This is a genomic window from Natronomonas marina, assembly GCF_024298905.1.
GTDB lineage: Archaea > Halobacteriota > Halobacteria > Halobacteriales > Haloarculaceae > Natronomonas > Natronomonas marina.
Window position 1 is genome coordinate 32,955 of sequence record NZ_CP101154.1, and the last position, 16,577, is coordinate 49,531.

At 70.0% G+C, this 16,577-nt stretch carries 21 protein-coding genes; 18 read left to right on the top strand and 3 right to left on the bottom strand.

Annotation, left to right across the window (positions count from 1 at the left end; all coding sequences use genetic code 11):
- The first annotated feature begins 38 nt into the window (after nt 1-38).
- From NLF94_RS00170 to NLF94_RS00190, 5 genes are all read left to right on the top strand, one after another.
- Nucleotides 39-200, top strand: a complete 162-nt coding sequence (locus NLF94_RS00170) for a preprotein translocase subunit Sec61beta (RefSeq protein WP_254839439.1) — start codon at nt 39-41, stop codon at nt 198-200.
- A gap of 114 nt (nt 201-314) precedes the next feature.
- Nucleotides 315-710, top strand: a complete 396-nt coding sequence (locus NLF94_RS00175) for a DUF7344 domain-containing protein (protein WP_254839440.1) — start codon at nt 315-317, stop codon at nt 708-710.
- Nucleotides 707-1,414, top strand: coding sequence for a DICT sensory domain-containing protein (locus tag NLF94_RS00180; RefSeq protein WP_254839441.1), 708 nt, complete (start codon nt 707-709; stop codon nt 1,412-1,414). Before NLF94_RS00175 ends, NLF94_RS00180 begins: the two co-directional genes overlap by 4 nt.
- 52 nt (nt 1,415-1,466) lie before the next feature.
- Nucleotides 1,467-3,641: an ATP-dependent DNA helicase gene (locus NLF94_RS00185; protein WP_256558665.1), complete on the top strand. Its 2,175-nt coding sequence runs from the start codon at nt 1,467-1,469 to the stop codon at nt 3,639-3,641.
- Nucleotides 3,638-4,342, top strand: a complete 705-nt coding sequence (locus NLF94_RS00190) for an HNH endonuclease (RefSeq protein ID WP_254839442.1) — start codon at nt 3,638-3,640, stop codon at nt 4,340-4,342. Before NLF94_RS00185 ends, NLF94_RS00190 begins: the two co-directional genes overlap by 4 nt.
- Here the strand turns inward: NLF94_RS00190 and NLF94_RS00195 are convergent.
- Together NLF94_RS00195 and NLF94_RS00200 are read right to left on the bottom strand one after the other, a co-directional pair.
- Nucleotides 4,339-4,818 (bottom strand): 2'-5' RNA ligase family protein, encoded by a 480-nt coding sequence (locus tag NLF94_RS00195; protein ID WP_254839443.1) that lies wholly within the window; start codon nt 4,816-4,818, stop codon nt 4,339-4,341. The two genes, NLF94_RS00190 and NLF94_RS00195, sit on opposite strands and share 4 nt — an antisense overlap.
- Nucleotides 4,818-5,003, bottom strand: coding sequence for a DUF7554 family protein (locus NLF94_RS00200; RefSeq protein ID WP_254839444.1), 186 nt, complete (start codon nt 5,001-5,003; stop codon nt 4,818-4,820). Before NLF94_RS00200 ends, NLF94_RS00195 begins: the two co-directional genes overlap by 1 nt.
- A 140-nt stretch (nt 5,004-5,143) precedes the next feature.
- Between NLF94_RS00200 and NLF94_RS00205 the strand changes: the two genes are divergently transcribed.
- From NLF94_RS00205 to NLF94_RS00260, 12 genes are all read left to right on the top strand, one after another.
- Nucleotides 5,144-5,866, top strand: coding sequence for a DUF7345 domain-containing protein (locus NLF94_RS00205; RefSeq protein ID WP_254839445.1), 723 nt, complete (start codon nt 5,144-5,146; stop codon nt 5,864-5,866).
- A 292-nt stretch (nt 5,867-6,158) separates the two neighbouring features.
- Entirely contained in the window at nt 6,159-7,355 is a 1,197-nt protein-coding gene (locus tag NLF94_RS00210; RefSeq protein ID WP_254839446.1) for an argininosuccinate synthase, read from the top strand.
- 2 nt (nt 7,356-7,357) lie between these two features.
- Complete coding sequence (argH, locus tag NLF94_RS00215; RefSeq protein WP_254839447.1) at nt 7,358-8,872, top strand: argininosuccinate lyase; 1,515 nt, start codon at nt 7,358-7,360, stop codon at nt 8,870-8,872.
- A gap of 240 nt (nt 8,873-9,112) precedes the next feature.
- The gene (lysW, locus tag NLF94_RS00220) at nt 9,113-9,277 is read left to right on the top strand and encodes a lysine biosynthesis protein LysW (RefSeq protein ID WP_254839448.1); all 165 of its coding nucleotides are present in this window, start codon (nt 9,113-9,115) and stop codon (nt 9,275-9,277) included.
- A 57-nt stretch (nt 9,278-9,334) separates the two neighbouring features.
- On the top strand, nt 9,335-10,210 hold the full coding sequence (gene lysX / locus NLF94_RS00225; RefSeq protein WP_254839449.1) for a lysine biosynthesis protein LysX: 876 nt from the start codon (nt 9,335-9,337) through the stop codon (nt 10,208-10,210).
- Complete coding sequence (gene argC / locus NLF94_RS00230) at nt 10,207-11,241, top strand: N-acetyl-gamma-glutamyl-phosphate reductase (RefSeq protein ID WP_254839450.1); 1,035 nt, start codon at nt 10,207-10,209, stop codon at nt 11,239-11,241. The genes lysX and argC overlap by 4 nt, the downstream gene beginning before the upstream one ends.
- Nucleotide 11,242: 1 nt before the next feature.
- Entirely contained in the window at nt 11,243-12,085 is an 843-nt protein-coding gene (locus tag NLF94_RS00235) for an acetylglutamate/acetylaminoadipate kinase (RefSeq protein ID WP_254839451.1), read from the top strand.
- Nucleotides 12,085-12,498: a hypothetical protein gene (locus tag NLF94_RS00240; protein ID WP_254839452.1), complete on the top strand. Its 414-nt coding sequence runs from the start codon at nt 12,085-12,087 to the stop codon at nt 12,496-12,498. The genes NLF94_RS00235 and NLF94_RS00240 overlap by 1 nt, the downstream gene beginning before the upstream one ends.
- The gene (locus tag NLF94_RS00245) at nt 12,495-13,622 is read left to right on the top strand and encodes an aspartate aminotransferase family protein (protein WP_254839453.1); all 1,128 of its coding nucleotides are present in this window, start codon (nt 12,495-12,497) and stop codon (nt 13,620-13,622) included. The genes NLF94_RS00240 and NLF94_RS00245 overlap by 4 nt, the downstream gene beginning before the upstream one ends.
- Nucleotides 13,619-14,674, top strand: a complete 1,056-nt coding sequence (locus NLF94_RS00250) for a [LysW]-lysine hydrolase (protein ID WP_254839454.1) — start codon at nt 13,619-13,621, stop codon at nt 14,672-14,674. Before NLF94_RS00245 ends, NLF94_RS00250 begins: the two co-directional genes overlap by 4 nt.
- Entirely contained in the window at nt 14,671-15,555 is an 885-nt protein-coding gene (gene argF / locus NLF94_RS00255; RefSeq protein WP_254839455.1) for an ornithine carbamoyltransferase, read from the top strand. Before NLF94_RS00250 ends, argF begins: the two co-directional genes overlap by 4 nt.
- A gap of 98 nt (nt 15,556-15,653) precedes the next feature.
- Complete coding sequence (locus tag NLF94_RS00260; protein ID WP_254839456.1) at nt 15,654-16,034, top strand: helix-turn-helix domain-containing protein; 381 nt, start codon at nt 15,654-15,656, stop codon at nt 16,032-16,034.
- Between the two features lie 3 nt (nt 16,035-16,037).
- On the opposite strand, the gene NLF94_RS00265 is transcribed toward NLF94_RS00260, so the two are convergent.
- A complete protein-coding gene (locus NLF94_RS00265) occupies nt 16,038-16,199 on the bottom strand; it encodes a DUF7331 family protein (protein ID WP_254839457.1) in 162 nt (53 codons plus the stop codon).
- Between the two features lie 136 nt (nt 16,200-16,335).
- On the opposite strand from NLF94_RS00265, the gene NLF94_RS00270 reads away from it, so the two are divergent.
- Nucleotides 16,336-16,575: a DUF8001 family protein gene (locus tag NLF94_RS00270; RefSeq protein ID WP_254839458.1), complete on the top strand. Its 240-nt coding sequence runs from the start codon at nt 16,336-16,338 to the stop codon at nt 16,573-16,575.
- The last annotated feature ends 2 nt before the right edge of the window (nt 16,576-16,577 follow it).

Sequence of the window (16,577 nt, forward strand, 5' to 3'; positions counted from 1 at the left end):
GCCGAAACCCTTAGGGCCTCCGACGCGAATCGGGGCGTATGAGCAGTGGTGAGAACTCCGGCGGGCTGATGTCCAGCGCGGGGCTGGTCCGGTACTTCGACGAGGAGAGTCGCAACGCGCCCACGATGGACCCCCGCACAGTCGTCGCCTTCGGGGTCCTGCTGGGCGTGTTCGTGCTGATGCTGAACGCGCTGGCCTGACCGACCTTTTCGACTCGCCGTCCTTCCGTTCGTCGCCACGCCTCCAGCAGCCGGTCCGTCTCGGCTCCGCATCGGTAGTATTATTTGCCGCTAGCTAGAACGTTAGCATCTACCATGATCGGGGACGCATCGGAACGAACGGAGTCGAAACGGGAGGACGAACGGCGAGAGCCGTCCGTCGACGCCGACGAGTTCTACCGGGCGCTCTCGCGGGAACCGAGGCGACGCGTGCTCTACTATCTACAGGAGAACGACACCGCGAGCGTCCGGGAGCTGTGCGACGTTCTCGCCGGGTGGGAGGCGGTCGGTCGGTCGCGTTCGGTCGGTACGGAGACGCGGGATCGAATCCGGCATACGCTGTACCACAACGACCTTCCGAAACTGGACCACGCGGGTCTCGTCGCCTACGATCCCGACCAGCGGAGGGTGGCGCTGTCGCCGCTCCCGTCGGAACTGTCGTCGATACTCAGACGGGCCCGGGAGTACGACGCTCGCAGCGACCCGGCGTGACCCCTGCCGACCTGCTCCGGCAGGTCGAAGCCGAGCGGAAACGGCTCGTCCTCTACGCGGGCGAGGGCGGCGGCGACGAACTCCGGGGGTTCGAGACGCGGAACGCGACGGTGATCCGGCGACGGCTCCCGGCCGGCGCAACGTCGGGGTTCGTCGTCGTCCGTAGCAGCGACGACGAGTTCCTCGGGGCGATACCGGTATCGCGGTTGCGGCACGTCCTCGAGGCGCCCGCCGGGGACCTCGACGACGTCGACGGGGCGGGGCGGCAGGCCGTCCTCGAACTGCTCGACGACGCGGTCTTCGCCTCGCTGGAGCGGCGGCACCTGCTCGTCGCCTCCCGCGAAATCGAGGGGTTCGCCTGGCGCGTCGGTCGCGGGCGACTCGACGTCGGCTTCCAGCGGGTCGAGGCGTTCCACCGCCAGCGTCACGTCTACGAGCGTCTCGCGGCCGAGACCGACCTCGACGTCCACGTCTACGCCGAATCGTCCCCCGACGACGCGCCGGCGGGCGTCACGTTCCACTCGGAGCCAGCCGAGGAGGTCCGCCGGTTTTGGTTCCTCGTCTTCGAGGCCCCCGGCGACGGCGAGCGGGCGCGTGCGCTCCTCGCCCGACAGCGGGACGACGACCGGTACTCGGGGTTCTGGACGTACGACGCCCGACTGGTGGCCGACATCGGCGCTGCGGTTCGGGGGCTCCGGGAATAACTTCCACCCCGGTCGCCGAACCCTTTTATCCGAAAACCCCGGAGTAGTAGGTGTGTCCGAGTCGGACGGCGCCCGTCGCTTCTTCCCCTACGAGGAGCCGTACGATCACCAGACGGAGGCGATGGAAGAGATTCGGGAGGCGCTGGTCGAACGGCGGGACGTCCTCTTCGAGGGCGCCTGCGGCACCGGCAAGACGCTCGCCTCGCTCGTGCCCGCCCTGGAGTACGCCCGGGCGGCGGGCAAGACGGTCGTCATCACGACGAACGTCCACCAGCAGACCCGCCAGTTCATCGAGGAGGCCCGCGCCATCAACGCCGAGGAGTCGATTCGCACCGTCGTCTTCCGGGGGAAGGCGTCGATGTGCCACATCGACGTGGGCTACGAGGAGTGTCAGGCGCTGCGGGACACGACCCGCGAACTGGTCGACATGGAGGCCGACGCCGCCGACCTCGAGGAACGGGAGCGGGAACTGCTCGAGGCCAGCCAGGACGGCGACGAGGAGGCCGCTGGCGCCCGCGGTGCCGTCGCCGAGGAACTCGACGAACTGGAGGCGTCGATGGCGGCGCTCCGCGAGGAGCGGAACGTCTGTGACCGCTACTACAACAACCTCACCGAGAACACCGACGACTTCTACGCGTGGCTCTACGAGGACGTGCGGACGCCCGACGAGATCTACGAGCACGCCCACGAGATGGACCTCTGTGGGTACGAACTGCTGAAGGACGGCATGGAGGGCATCGACCTGGCCATCTGCAACTACCACCACCTGCTGGACCCGATGATCCGCGAGCAGTTCTTCCGGTGGCTGGGTCGGGACCCCGAGGACGTCATCGCGGTGTTCGACGAGGCCCACAACGTCGCGGACGCGGCCCGCGACCACGCGACCCGGACGCTGGCCGAGCGGACGCTCGACGGCGCCCTCGACGAACTCGAGGAGTGCGACGACGCCCGTGCGGAGGCGGCGGAAAACGTCCTCGGCGCCTTCCGGACGGCGCTGGTCGAGACCTACGAGGACTCGTTCGGCTTCGGCGAGCGGGAGGCTGTCGGCGAGGAGTGGGAGGACGTCACCGTCGAGAGCGAGACGGGCCGCGACGACCTCTCGGTTTCCTTCCTCGACCACTACACGGGCCAGGGGTACGAGACGGACCTCGAGGCGGCCCTGGCGCTCGGCGAGGAACTGGACCGCCGCTACGAGCAGGCCTACAAGGACGGCGAGGCGACGACCCGCAAGGAGTGTCCGACGCTGTCGGCCGCGGCGTTCGTCGAGGAGTGGATGGACGCCGCTGTCGAACCGGGCCAGTACCCCGTCGTCGGCGTCCGGCGGACGGAGACGGGCGTCGTCGGCCGCGCGGAACTGTACACCTGCCTGCCGCGGCAGGTGACCGAACCGCTGTTCGAGGAGCTGCACGCGACGGTGCTGATGAGCGCGACGCTGCGGCCCTTCGACGTCACCGAGGACGTCCTCGGACTCGACGACCCCGTGACGATGGCCTACGGCGAGCAGTTCCCCGAGGAGCGGCGCCGGACCTACGCCGTCGAGACGCCCGCGCTGTTCGCCAGCCAGCGGGACGACCCCGGCGTCCAGGAGACGGTCGGCGGGACCATCGAGGACGCCGTCCGATTCACGCCCGGCAACACGCTCGCGTACTTCCCGAGTTACGCCGAGGCCGAGCGCTACTACCACCGCTTCTCGGGGGACGCGACGCCGTACCTCGACGAACCCGGCACGCGTGCCGACGATCTCCGGGAGACGTTCGTCGCCGACGACGACGCGGTGCTGTTCACGTCGCTGTGGGGCACGCTCGCCGAGGGGGTCAGCTTCGACGATGACGCCGCCCGCACGGTGCTGGTGGTCGGGGTTCCCTATCCCCACCTCGACGACCGCATGGAGGCCGTCCAGCGCGCCTACGAGGGGTCGTTCGGCGACGACGAGGGCGACGAGGACGCCGGCTGGCACTACGCCGTCGAGATACCGACGGTGCGGAAGACGCGGCAGGCGCTGGGCCGGGTCGTCCGCTCGCCGACCGACTATGGCGTCCGGGTGCTCATCGACGAGCGGTACACCCACGAGAACCGCGTCGAGTTGGGCGACTACAGCGTTTATCCGGCCTTCCCGCCGGAGGAGCGCAGCGAGCACATCGACGTCGAACCGGACAAACTCAAGATAGGCATGCTGAACTTCTACAGCGACGTGGACGCCTGGGGGGGGTCGCCCCCGGAGCCATGAGCCTCGAACCGCGCGCCGAGCGGCGCCGAACCCGCGACGGCGAGGGACCGCGCTGGGAGGCCCTCCGGGAGGCGGCCATCGAGCGGGACGGGTGGGTCTGCCAGCGGTGCGGCCACGAGGCGGGCGCCGACGCCGGACGGGAACTCGAGGTCCACCACACCGTGCCGTTCTCGGCACCCTCGATGGAGGCGCTCGACGAACTGGTCACCCTCTGTGAGCCCTGTCACGCGACGCTGCACGCCGACGACCCGGCCTACGGCGACCGGAAGGCCGACGCGCCGCTGTTTCCCGACCCGGACGCGCCGCCGGCCGTCGCGACGATGCGGTCGGACCGACAGCACGTCTGCCAGCGCTGTCAGCACGTCGCCGATTCGGCGGCCGAACTGGCGGCCTACACCCAGGACGACCGGGAGTACGTCGTCTGCAAGCCCTGTGCCGGTGCGCTGCTCTCGGCCGGCTACGACCCCGAACGCTTCGAGGCGGCCGGCGAACTCGACGCCGAGGTGCTCGTGGACCGCGCCGCCGAGGCCCCGGTCCGGCCGGCGCTCCTGGCCTCGGGCCCCGTCCGGGCGGTGCGGCCACCGCGGACGACGACCGAGCGGGTCGTCTACGACACGCCGCTCCGGTACGCGCTCAACCCCATCGGGGTCGTAATCCTGTTCTCGGCGCTGGGCATCCTGCTTTCGTTTCTCCTCTTCTAGGGGAGCGCGATTTCCTCGACCGGTTCGTCGTAGCGGCCGGACCAGACGAGGAGTCGGTCGATGGTCCACTCGACGTCGGCATCTCGACCAACGAGGCGGGCGGCGTCGCCGCCGCGGGCGACGGTGACGTGCGGGACGTAATCGTCGCCCTCCAGGTCGTCGACGGTCCCGAACCGCTCGCAGAGCCGCCGGTGGAGTCGTTCGAGGGCCGGCGACTCGACGCGGAGGTACGCGACCGGGGCCGAACCGGTCGGTGGGTCATCGAACCCCCCGACACCGGTGACGCGCGCCTCGAAGGGGGCGGTGCCGGCGACGAACTCGCGGACATCGCGGGCCAGCGCCCCGGGGTCGCCGTCGCCGAGGCGCTTGACGACGAGGGTGTGGCGCTCGCGGACGGTGGCGTCCAGCAGGTCGGCCGCCAGACCGCTCGCCAGGCGGGCGACCGCCGTCGGAACCGGCGCGTTGAGGCTGTACACTAGATGTAATCGAGGAAGTACGCGATGATGAGCGCGACGATGACGAGACCGACCAGGGGCCCGAGCGGCGCGAAGACGAAGCTGATGACCTCCATGACGATCTCGATGAGGATCCAGACGATGATCAAGACGAGGATGATCTTCAGGAGGTCCTCGACCTCGAGGCTGCCTCTGTTCGGGAGCATACCCGGGGGTCGGATGGGCGGGCGCAAAAGCGCTGTGGCTAGTTTCGGAGGTACGCCGTCGGCGTCCGGGCCCGCGCCGGCCGGCGCGGGATGCGACGGGAGCGAAACCGATTTGCCACAGGGTCACGGACGAACGGGCGATGCGACGAGCGCTCGCGGCGCTGGCCGTCGTGACTCTCTGTCTGTCCGTGGCGGTCGGCGTCGGTGCGGCCGCCCACGAGGAACCCGAGCGGTCGCTCCTCGGCATCGAACTCGAGGCGGACGGGAACGCGACGGTCTACTACGTCAACGCCTTCGACCTCTCGGCCGAGGAGGGACGGACGGCCTACGAGTCCTACACGGACAACGAGAGCCGGCGGGCGGCGTTCCGGGCGGCGGTCGTCGCCGAACTGCGCGGTGCCGCCGAGAACGCCAGCGAGGAGGCCGGCTGGGAGACCCGCGTCCACAACGTCTCGGTCCGCACCTACGAACAGGGCGACTACGGTCGCGTCGAGGTCCGTGCCGACTGGCAGAACCTCGCGTACGCCGACCGGCGGAAGGTCATCGTGGCCCAGCCGTTCCGGGCCGGCTACGAGCCGAACCGCGAGGTGGCCGTCCACGGTCCCGAGGGGTACCGCCGGAACCGGACCGCTCCCTCGCCGCTCCGGGCCAGACAGAACAGCGTCCTCCTGAACCCGATGACGTCGGACTTCTCGGGGTTCTTCGCGGAGTTCGTCGACCCCGACGCGCCGACGGCCACGCCGACGGAGACGCCGACACCGGCGGGCGGTGGCGGCGGTGGCACCACGCTGGTGTTGCAGGCGTTGCTTCTCGCCGTGATTCCCGCCGCGCTCGTCGTGCTGGCGATACGGCGACGGGAGTAGGCCGCACGGCCGTGGGGTGCGCCGCGACCGGGCCGCCGTCTGTCCCACGGCACCGAGTCACAAATCATTCTTGCCGACCCGCAAGGGTTTAATACCGCCGTCGGAGTAGGGTGATGTACATGACCGGGACCCACCGCTCCGGCACGCGCGAAGCCACCGGCGGGTCCGTTCTTCTCCCGCGACCGCGACGACCGGGCCGTTAGGCCCGAACAGTACCACCTCCCCGTCGCGCTCGCACAGTTTCCAACGACGACCGTCCGGACGACGGTCCCCGAATCAAAACCAACCACAAATGTCAGATAACGAACGCGTCACGCTCGCCTTCTCCGGGGGGCTCGACACCACGGTATGCGTCCCGCTGCTCGAAGAGGAGTACGGCTACGACGAGGTCGTCGGCGTCACGGTCGACGTCGGCCAGCCCGCAGAGGAGTTCGCCGAGGCCGAGGAAACCGCCGAGGCGCTCGACCTCGAACACTACGTCGTCGACGCGAAGGCTGAGTTCGCCGACCTCTGTTTCGACGCCGTCCGCGCGAACGCCTCCTACCAGGGGTACCCCCTGGGGACGGCGCTGGCTCGCCCCGTCATCGCGGCGGCCATCCTCGAGGTGGCCGAGCGCGAGGGCTGTACGGGCCTGGCGCACGGCTGTACCGGCAAGGGCAACGACCAGCTCCGGTTCGAGGCCGTCTGGCGCGACTCCGAGATGGAGGTCATCGCGCCGGTCCGGGAGCTCGGGCTGACGCGGAGCTTCGAACAGGAGTACGCCGCCGAGCGTAATCTTCCGGTCTCGGGCGGCGACGAGGGCAAGTACAGCATCGACACGAACCTCTGGAGCCGCTCCATCGAGGGGTCGGAACTCGAGGAGCCGAGCTACGTCCCCGGCGAGGAGATATACGAGTGGACGACCGCGCCGGGCGAGGAGACGCTCGAACTCGAGATCGGCTTCGAGAACGGCTATCCGGTCAGTCTCGACGGGAACGAGATGGAGCCGGTCGAACTCGTCGAGGAACTGAACGACGTGGCGGGCGCCTACGGCGTCGGTCGCTCCGACATCATGGAGGACCGCATGCTCGGGCTGAAGGTCCGCGAGAACTACGAGCACCCCGCGGCGACGGTGCTGTTGAACGCCCACCGCGCGCTGGAGGACCTCGTGCTCACGAAGGAGGAGCGCGCGTTCAAAGGGCGCGTCGACCACGAGTGGTCCGAGAAGGGATACCAGGGACTGGTGAACGCGCCGCTCGTCGGCGCGCTGGAGGCGTTCATCGAGAAGACCCAGACCCGCGTCACGGGCACGGTCACGATTCGGCTCGAGGGCGGGCAGGCCCGCCCGGTCGGCCGGGACTCGACGTACGCCGTCTACTCGGCGGAGGCCTCCTCGTTCGACACCGAGGACGTGATGGGCGGTATCGAGCAGGCCGACGCCACCGGCGTCGCCAAGTACCACGGCTTCCAGGAACGGCTGGCGAACAGCATCATCGACGGCCAGGAGTGACCATGACCGACGAGGAGGACAGCGAAGACGGGAGCGAGGCCCAGCGGGCCTCGAAAAGGTCGAGCGGGGAGCGGAGCGACCCGCGAGACGTCGTCCGCCGCGAGCGGTTCAGCGGCGGCCCTGCCCGCGACTTTCTGTCGAGTCTGGCGGCCGACGAGCGCATCTTCGCGGCGGACCTGGCGGTCGACCGCGCCCACGTCGTGATGCTCGCAGAGCAGGACATCGTCGACGAGGCGGACGCGGCTGCCATCCTCGAAGCACTCGCCGACGTGGAGGCGGCGGGCCACGGCGAACTCCCGGACGGCGAGGACGTCCACGCCGCCATCGAGACGGCGGTCATCGACCGGGTCGGCGCCCGCGGCGGCCGGATGCACACGGCTCGCTCGCGCAACGACGAGGTGGCGACCTGCATCCGGTACCGCCTGCGGGAGGACGTCCTCGACGTCGCCGAGGCGACGCTCGCGGCCCGGGAGGTGCTGGCCGACGCCGCGGCCGACCACACCGACACCGTGATGCCGGGCTTCACCCACCTCCAGCCCGCCCAGCCGACGACGCTGGGGCACTACCTGTCCTCCTACGAGTCGGCGCTGGCACGCGACACCGACCGGTTGCTCGACGCCTACGAGCGGGTGAACCGCTCGCCGCTGGGCGCGGCGGCCTTCGCGGGCACGCCGTTCGACGTCGACCGCGAGCGGACGGCCGAACTGCTCGGCTTCGACGGCCTCGTCGTGAACTCGATGGACGCCGCCTCGGCGCGGGACTTCCTCGTCGAGACGACCGCGGCCGCTGCGACGCTCGCGACGACGCTGTCGGGGCTGGCCGAGGACCTCGTCGTCTACTCGACGCAGGGCTACGTCGAGTTGGCCGACGAGTACGCCTCGACGTCCTCCATCATGCCGCAGAAGAAGAACCCCGACACGATGGAACTGGTCCGCGGGACGGCCGGCGACGCCGCGGCCGGCCTGAACGGCCTGCTGTCGACGCTGAAGGGGCTTCCCCGGGCGTACAACCGCGATCTGCAGCGGGCCCACCCCCACGCCTTCGAGGCGGTCGAGGCGGTCGAGGCGGCCACGGAGGTCGCCGCCGGCGCGGTCGCCACCGCCGACTGGCGGACCGAGGCGCTTTCGGCGGCGGCCGGCGAGGGCTTTTCGACCGCGACCGGCGTGGCCGACCTGCTGGCGATGGCCGGCGTGCCGTTCCGGACGGCCCACGAGGTGGTCGCCCGCGCCGCCGAGGAGGGGAGCGACTACGCGGCGTGCGAGGCCGCTGCCGAGGCGGTGCTCTCGGAGTCGCTCGACGCCTACGTCGACCGCGAGGCCGTCGAGGCGGCCTTGGACCCCGAGACGAGCGTCGCCTCCCGGGACTCGGTCGGCGGTCCCGCGCCCGCGGCCGTCGAGAACGCGCTGGCCGAGGCCCGCGACGACATCGACGCCGACGCCGCCGCCGTCGAGTCCCGCCGTGCGGACCTCGCGGCGGCCGAGAACGGCCTCGAGGCGGAGGTGGCGACGTATGTCTGAGCGACGACCGACGGACGAGACGGTGGCGGGCGGCCCACAGTGCGTCGCCTTCCCGCGGGACCCGCCGCGCCGCGGGCCGCCGCCGTCCCCTGCCGGGGACGTACTACCAGAATACTGATACCAAATTCAGTTTGGGCGGTAATTGTGCGCTCTGACGCCGTTAGAGTGAGGTATATGTCGTTACTTTATTCTGATAGGTCCGAAGGGCTTAAGTGCGTCCCGGGCCGAGTGGGGGGTACGATGACGGAATGTCCCGAGTGCGGGGCCGACCTGGACCTGCACGACGACCTGGAGGTCGGAGAGATAGTCGACTGTGCCACCTGCGGTGCCGAACTCGAAGTCGTGGGCGAAGACCCCGTCGACCTCGATACGGCGCCCGAACTCGAAGAGGACTGGGGGGAGTAGGGCCGTGTACGTCGGCACCGCCCGCCGGACGACCGCAGCGTCGCGCGAGGGGTCCGCATGAACGTCGGAATCCTCTACTCGCGCATCCGCCGCGACGAGAAGCTCCTGTTGAGCGAACTCCGGGACCGCGGCCACGAGGTGACGAAGATCGACGTCCGCAAGGAGCGGTTCGGCGTCCACGAGCCGCCGGCGGCCTTCGACGGCGTCGACATCGTCGTCGACCGCTGTCTCGCGACCAGCCGGTCGCGGTACATCACCCGGTTCGTCGACGCCTACGACGTCCCGGTGGTCAACGACCCGGAGACGGCGGCGGTCTGTGCCGACAAGGCGCACAACAGTCTCGTGCTGGCCGAGGAGGGGATTCCGACGCCGGCGACCGAGGTCGCCTTCACCAAGGAGTCGGCGCTGGAGTCAATCGAGGAGTTCGGCTACCCCTGCGTGCTCAAGCCGGTCGTCGGCTCGTGGGGTCGGTTGATGGCGAAAATCGACTCCCGCTCGGCTGCCGAGGCAATCCTCGAGCACAAGGAGACGCTGGGCCACTACGAGCACAAGGTGTTCTACATTCAGGAGTTCGTCGAGAAGCCGGGCCGCGACATCCGCGTCGTCGCCACGGACGGCGAGCCGGTCGCCGCGATGGCCCGCTCCTCGGAGCACTGGCTGACGAACGCCGCCCAGGGTGCCGAGACCGAGGAAATCGAGGTGACGCCGGCGATGGCCGACCTCGTCGAGCGCGCCTCCGACGCCGTCGGCGGCGGCCTGCTCGGCGTCGACCTCATGGAAGTCGGCGGGGCCGACTCCGGCGAGTACACCGTCCACGAGGTCAATCACACCGTCGAGTTCAAGGCGCTCAACGAGGTGACTGACGTGGATGTCCCCGCCGCCGTCGTCGACTGGCTCGAGGCGACGGTGCAGGGCGTCGAGGTGACCGCATGAAAACGGCCAGCGTCGTCGGGGCGAGCGGCTTCACCGGCGGGGAACTGCTCCGCCTGCTGGAAAGCCACCCCGAGTTCGAGGTGGTCCAGGCGACCTCTCGCAGTTACGAGAACAAGACGGTGGGGTCGGTCCACCCGAACCTGCGGGGGATGGGCCTCCGCTTCTCCGACCCGGGGGACCTCGAATCCGTGGACGTCCTCTTTGCGTGTACGCCCCACGGCGTCTCGATGGAACACATCGACGCCTATCGGGAGGCGGCCGACACGGTCGTCGACCTCAGCGCGGACTTCCGGCTGGACAGCGAGGCCCAGTACGAGGAGTACTACGACGGCCACGACCGGCCGGAACTGCTCGCCGACGCGGAGTACGCGCTGCCCGAACTCAACCGCGAGAACCTCCGCGGCGCCGACATCGTCGCCTCGGGCGGCTGTAACGCCACGGCCGCCATCCTCGGGCTGAAGCCGCTGTTCGACGACGGCATCCTGGGCGGCGACGAGCGAATCGTCGTCGACGTGAAGGTCGGCTCCTCGGAGGGCGGCGCCGGCGGCGGCGAGGCCTCCTCGCATCCCGAGCGGTCCGGCGTCGTCCGGCCCTACGCGCCGACGGGCCACCGCCACGAGGCCGAAATCGAGCAGTTCCTCGGCACCTCGGTGTCGTTCACCGCCCACGCGGTCGACATGACCCGCGGCGCGTCGGCGACCTGTCACGTCTACCCCGACTCGCCCGTCTCGAAGGGCGACCTCTGGGGTGCGTTCCGCGAAAGTTACGAGGACGAGCCGTTCGTCCGGCTCGTGGCCGGCGGGTCCGGCGTCTACCGCTACCCCGAGCCGAAGGCCGTCGCCGGCTCGAACTACGCGGAGGTCGGCTTCGAACTCGACCCCGGGAACCGGCGCGTGGTCGTCTTCTCGGCCATCGACAACATGATGAAGGGGTCGGCGGGCCAGGCGGTCCACGCCGCCAACGTCGCCCTGGGCTTCGAGGAGACCGCTGGCCTGGAGTTCACCGGTCTGCATCCGGTGGGGGCGCCCTGACATGGCCGACGGCGACCCCGTCGTCGTCAAGATCGGCGGCGCCCGCGCGGTCGACCCCGGGGGCGCGCTGGCCGATGTCGCCGCCACGGTCGAGGAGGGTATCGACGTCGTCGTCGTCCACGGCGGTTCGACGGCGGTCGACGACGCCCTCGAGCGGATGGGCATGGAACCGGAGTACGTCGAGACGCCGTCGGGCGTCGTCGGCCGGTTCACCGACGCCGAGACGATGGACGTGTTCAAGATGGCGATGGCGGGGCTGGTGAACACCGACCTCGTGACCGGCCTGCGGAACGAGGGGTGCGACGCCGTCGGACTGTCCGGCGTCGACGGCGGCCTCCTCACCGGTTCCCGGAAGTCGGCGGTCCGTGTCGTGGAGGACGGCAAGAAGAAGATACGCCGCGGCGACCACTCCGGGAGGATCGAGGACGTGAACGGCGAGTTGCTGGAGACGCTGCTCGAAGACGGCTACACGCCCGTCGCCTCGCCGCCGATGCTGGCCGAGGACGGCGTGGCGGTCAACACCGACGCCGACCGCGCCTCGGCGGCCGTCGCGGCCGAACTCGGCGGGACGCTCGTCTCGCTGACCGACGTCGCCGGCGTCTACCGGAATCCCGACGACCCCGCGACGCTCATCGAACGGGTCGCGACGCCCGACGAGTACGAGGAACTGCAGGACGCCGCCGAGGGATTCATGGGTCGGAAGGTGATGGCCGCCGAGGAGGCGCTGGCCGGCGGCGCAAGCGAGGTGGTCGTCGCCGACGCCAACGCCGACTCCCCCGTCCGGTCGGCGCTGGAGGGGGGCGGCACCCACATCCTCCCCGCCGCACTCGGAGGTGCCGAGTGATGACCATTATCACCGGCGCGATTTCCATACAACACGACACCGAAGCGGCCGGTTTTGATACAGCACAGACTGCCAGGCAGCCGAGAGCGACAGCCGACACCACTCTCACTCCCCTGGCGGACTGGAAGGGCGAGCGCTCTCGTCGTGTCCCCGGCGAAGCAAGCCGCGAGGGACCGGAGGTCCCTCGGCCCGCTCGCGCGGCGCAGCAGCGCGAGGACACCGGAGCGAACGGAGTGAGCGAGGAGCACAGCGAGGCGTGCGCGGCCGACCGGAGGGAGGCCGCGAAGGGCGAGCGGCGCAGCCGCGAGCCGCGGGCACACGAGAGCGCGAGGGCTTCCGAGGTGTCTGCGGTAGTCGAGGCGACGGAAAACATCAGGTATTCGCCGAATTTTCAACATACGTCGTACCAATGAGCGGATTCGTCTTCTCCGAGAAACCCATCGGCATCGACCGTGGCGAGGGGGTCCACCTCTACGACACGAACGGCGACGAGTACCTGGACTTCGGCGCCAGTTACGCCTGCGCGCCGGTCGGCCACTGCCACCCCGAGGTGGTCGATGCGACGACCGCCCAAATCGAGAAACTGCTGTACGTCCAGGCGTCGTACCCGAACGCGCCCCGGACGGCGCTGTACGAGCAGTTGGCCGACCTCGCGCCGGGCGACATCGACAACGTCTGGCTCTGTAACTCCGGGACGGAGGCCAACGAGGCGGCGCTGAAGTTCGCCCGCCACGCGACCGGCCGTTCGAAGATAATCGCGACGATGCAGGGGTTCCACGGCCGGACGATGGGGTCGCTGGCGACGACGTGGAAGAAGCAGTACAAGCAGGGCTTCGAGCCGCTGGCCGGCGGCGTCGAGTTCGTCCCCTACGGCGATAGCGAGGCCATGCGGGAGGCCGTCGACGAGGAGACGGCCGCGGTCATCGTCGAACCGCTGCAGGGGGAGGGCGGCATCAACCCCGCCTCGACGGCGTACCTGCGGACGGTCCGGGAGGCGACCGAGGCGGCCGGCGCCGCGATGATACTCGACGAGATACAGACGGGTCTCGGCCGGACCGGGACGCTGTGGGCCGCCGACGGCCACGGCGTCGTCCCCGACGTCCTGACGACGGCGAAGGGGCTCGGTAGCGGCCTGCCGGTCGGTGCGACGCTGGTCCGCGAGTGGATCGCCGAGGACGCCGGCAACCACGGCTCGACGTTCTCGGGCGGGCCGGTGGTCTCGGCGGCCGCGGGCGCGACGCTTTCCGTCATCACGCGGGAAGATCTGCCGTCCCACGCCGCCGCGGTGGGCGAGTACCTCGTCGAACAACTGCGCGACGCCCTGGGGGAGTCGGTCCGGGAGGTCCGCGGCGAGGGGCTGATGGTCGGCGTCGAGGTGAAACGGGGGGCCAACCCCATCCTGCGGGACCTCGCCGTCGAGCACGGCATCCTCGCGCTGCCCGCCGGTCGCAGCGTCGTCAGACTGCTGCCGCCGCTGACCGTCGAGCGCGAGCACGCCGACGAGGTCGTCGACGCCCTGGAGGCGATCGTCGCGTGAGCGAGACGACCGACCGCCTGGCGGCCGACGAGGAGGCCCGCGCGTTGCTGGAGACGCTCGTGTCCATCCCGTCGCCGACGCCCGAGGAAGACGAGTGCGCCGCGGCGCTCGTGGCCTTCTTCGAGGACCACGGCCGGGAGGTCTACCGCGACGAGGTCGGCAACGTCCGGGCGCCCGCTGACGACTCGGTGCTGTACACCTCCCACATCGACACGGTGCCGGGCGAGATTCCCGTCCGGGTGGAGGACGGCGAGGACGGTCCCGTCCTGTGGGGACGGGGCTCGGTCGACGCGAAGGGTCCGCTCGCGGCGCTTGCGGTCGCGGCTGTCCGCACCGGCGTCTCCTTCGTCGGCGTCGTCGGCGAGGAGACGACCTCCCGTGGCGCCCGCCACCTCGTCGACGACCGCGAGGCGCCCGACGCCGTCGTCAACGGCGAACCGTCGGGCTGGGACGGCATCACGCTCGGCTACCGGGGCATCCTCCAGGGCACCTACGTCGCCACCTCGGAGTCGGGCCACACCTCCCGCCCGGAGAACAACGCCATCCAGGACGCTATCGCGTGGTGGTCGGCCGTCGAGGAACGGTTCGCCGCGGAGGACTACGAACCCGTCTTCGAGCAGGTGACGCCCAAGCCCGTCGCCGTCGAGGGCGGCGTCAGCGAGGACGGTCTCGCCGTCGAGACGACGATGGAGGTCCAGTTGCGGGTGCCGCCCGCCCACTCGACGGAGGAGGTCCGGGAACTGGCGGACGGCGAACTGGGCGCCGGTACGGTTAACTGGACGGACGCGGTGGAACCGACGATGCAGAGTCCCAGAACGCCGGTCGCGCGGGCGTTCCGCGCCGCGATTCGGGAGGCGGGCGGCGACCCGCGTCTGCTCCGGAAGACCGGCACGGCCGACATGAACCTCTATGCGGGCTCCTGGGACTGCCCGATGGCGACGTACGGTCCCGGCGACTCCGCGCTGGACCACGCGCCGGACGAACGGCTCGCGCTGGGCGAACTCGACCGCGCGGTGGCGGTCCTGGAGGCCGTCGCGGAGGACCTGCAATGAACTTCCTGACCATCGACGACCTGACCGCGGCGGAACTGGAGACGGTGTTGAGCCGTGCGGCCGACTACAAGAACGGCGAGACGCCGAAGGCGATGGCCGACGGGACGCTCGGGATGATATTCGAGAAGCCCTCGACGCGGACCCGGGTCTCCTTCGAGACGGGCGCGACCCAGCTGGGCGGCCACGCCATCTTCCTCGGGCCCGACGACGTCCACCTCGGACACGGCGAGCCGATCAAGGACACTGCGCGGGCGGTTTCGCGGTACGTCGACGTCGTCATGGCCCGGCTGTTCGACCACGCCGACGTCGTCGAGTTGGGCGAGTACGCGACGGTGCCGGTGGTCAACGGCCTGACGGACGACGCCCACCCGTGTCAGACGCTGGCGGATCTGCTGACGATACGGGAGCGGTTCGGCGGCTTCGACGCCGACGTCGCCTGGGTCGGCGACGGCAACAACGTCTGTCAGTCGCTGGTGCTCGGCGCGGCGATGGTCGGGCTCGATTTGACGGTCGCCACGCCCGCCGAGTACGCCGTCGACGACGAGGTGCTGGCTCGTGCCGCCGAACTCGGGGACGCGCCGGAGACGACGACCGACCCCGAGGCGGCCGCCGACGGCGCCGACGTCGTCTACACGGACGTGTGGGTCAGCATGGGCGAGGAATCCGAACGCGAGGCGAAACTCGACGTCTTCGAGGCGGGCGGCTTCCGACTCGACGAGGAACTGCTGGACGACCAGCTGGTGATGCACTGTCTGCCGGCCCACCGGGGCGAGGAGATAACGGACGCGGTGCTGGAGAGCGACCGCGCGGTCGTCTGGGACCAGGCCGAAAACAGACTCCACGCACAGAAGGCGCTTCTGACGTACCTGCTGGAGGGGTAGAGGTCGCGGTCCCGCCGCTGTCGACCCGGAGCGGCCGGCGACGGGGTTACCGTCCGGTATCGGGTGGATTTATCGCCCGCGGGACCTACCCGGCAGACATGGAAGCCGACCCGGATCCCTCGCGGTTCCGAGACCTCATGCTGGACTCCGAGCCGGGCTTCGAGGAGGTGCTCCGTTGTGTCTTCGGGATACAGGACCACGAAGCGCGTCTCTACGTGGAGCTACTCGAGGTCCCGGACAGCACCGTCGCGGAACTGGCCGACAGGGTCGACCGAGACCGGAGCAACGTCAACCGCGGGCTCGCCACGCTCCGGGAGAAGGGGCTTGCCGACAGACAGCGGCGCCTGCTCGACAGCGGCGGCCACGTCTACCAGTACCGCGCGACGCCGCCCGCGGAGGCCCGCGAGTTGATGCACGAGACGCTCAACGAGTGGGCCGCATACGTCCACGAGCGGATCGACGAGTTCCCCGGCCAGTAGCGTTCAGACCAGCGCCTCCAGTGAGACGGCGCCCGACGACTGAATCCAGGCGGTCGGCTCCTCGGTGTCGTAGATGACCACCTCGCCGCTCTCGAGGTGGAGTTCGGCCCAGCGGGTACTCGTCGTCTCGGGGCTGTCGCCGTCGTCTTGGAGTGGCGCTGGCATGGTTCGTTCCGGGCAGTATCGCCCTACAGACGTCGCTTGAGGAGGGTATGTGTTAAGTGTTACCGCCTGTCAGACATTCGGCTGACGGACGGCCGGCTTTGGAAGGCGTCAAGTGGGTCCCGGTCCTCGTGGCGGTATGAGCGGTCCAACGGTCGTCGAGGCCGGCGAACACGACACCGAGGAGCTACTGGAGCGTCTCCGCCAGCGGGAACGGCTCGTCGTGCGGACCGACGTACTCGGGAGTCCCGAGGAGATGACGCTGCGGTTCGATGGGGAGACGTACTACTGCGACACGCCGACGACCCTCCACAAGCACGACACCCCCGAGGAGATGGCCGAGTGCATGCGACACTACGGCTACGTCCGGGACGTCTGAAC